This is a genomic window from Kitasatospora sp. NPDC034533, assembly GCF_055575155.1.
Map to the genome: position 1 here is coordinate 1 of NZ_JBVITE010000173.1, position 1289 is coordinate 1289.

At 70.4% G+C, this 1289-nt stretch carries 1 protein-coding gene; it reads left to right on the top strand.

All coding sequences use genetic code 11. The features are described 5' to 3' along the window. Positions 1–47 precede the first annotated feature (47 nt). Positions 48–1289: condensation domain-containing protein (locus tag ACZ55U_RS39080; protein ID WP_465534410.1), on the top strand; the 1242-nt coding region annotated here is incomplete at its 3' end.

Consider the following 1289-nt stretch of genomic DNA (forward strand, 5'->3'; position numbering starts at 1 on the left):
ACGAGCTCGACTGGGAGCTGCGGCTGGTCGAGGTCGCCCCGGAGCAGCTGCAGGACGCGGTGGCCGAGGCGACCGGGTATGTCTTCGACCTGTCGGCGGACCTCCCGTTCCGGGCCACGCTGTTCTCGGCCGGCTCCGATGAGCACGCGCTGGTACTGGTCCTCCACCACATCGCGGCCGACGGTCTGTCGATGGGCCCGCTGGCGCGGGACATCACGACCGCGTACGCGGCGCGGCTGAAGGGGCGGGCGCCGGAGTGGGTGCCGCTGCCGGTGCAGTACGCGGACTACGGCTTGTGGCAGCGCGAGTTGCTGGGGTCGACGGAAGACCCGGAGAGCCTGCTGTCGCGTCAGGTGGCGTATTGGCGTGGGGCGTTGGCCGGTGCTCCGGAGGAGTTGGAGCTGCCGTTCGACCGTCCCCGTCCGGCCGTGGCGAGTTACCAGGGCCACGTCGCGGAGTTCGGAATTCCCGCCGAACTGCACGGCAAGCTGATGGAGTTGGCGCGTGCCGAGGGCGTCACGCTGTTCATGGTGCTGCAGGCCGCGCTGGCGGTGCTGCTGTCCCGCCTGGGTGCTGGTACGGACATCCCGATCGGCGCGGCGGTGGCCGGCCGGACGGACGAGGCGCTGGACGGCCTGGTCGGCTTCTTCGTCAACGCGCTGGTCACTCGCACGGACCTGTCCGGCGACCCGACCTTCGCCGATGTGCTGGTGAAGGTGCGCGAGGGCGGGCTCGGAGCGTTCGCCCACCAGGACGTGCCGTTCGAGCGGCTGGTCGAGGAGCTGTCGCCCTCCAGGTCGCTGTCGCGACACCCGCTCTACCAGGTGATGCTCACGGTGAACCCCGCGCCGGCCTCGGTCGACGGCGGGCAGAGCGGGCTCAGCCTCCCCGGCGTGAAGTTCGACCAGATGACCGTCGACACCTCCGGGGCCAAGTTCGACCTGGACGTGCTGGTCGGCGAGCGCATGGACGCCGACGGGCGGCCCGCGGGTCTGCGCGGCAAGTTCAAGGGCGCGGCCGATCTGTTCGATGCGGTGTCGGTGGAGCGGTTGGTCGGTCGTTGGGTGCGGGTGTTGGAGGCGGTGTCCGCTGATCCGGACGTGCGTGTGGGTGCGGTGGATGTGTTGACCGTGGATGAGCGGCGTCGGGTGCTGGTGGAGTGGAACGACACCGCTGTTGAGGTGTCGGGGTCGACGGTGTTGGGGTTGTTCGAGGCGCAGGTGGCGCGGACGCCGGGTGCGGTGGCGGTGGTTGCCGGTGGTGTGGAGGTGTCGTTCCGCGAGTTGGAT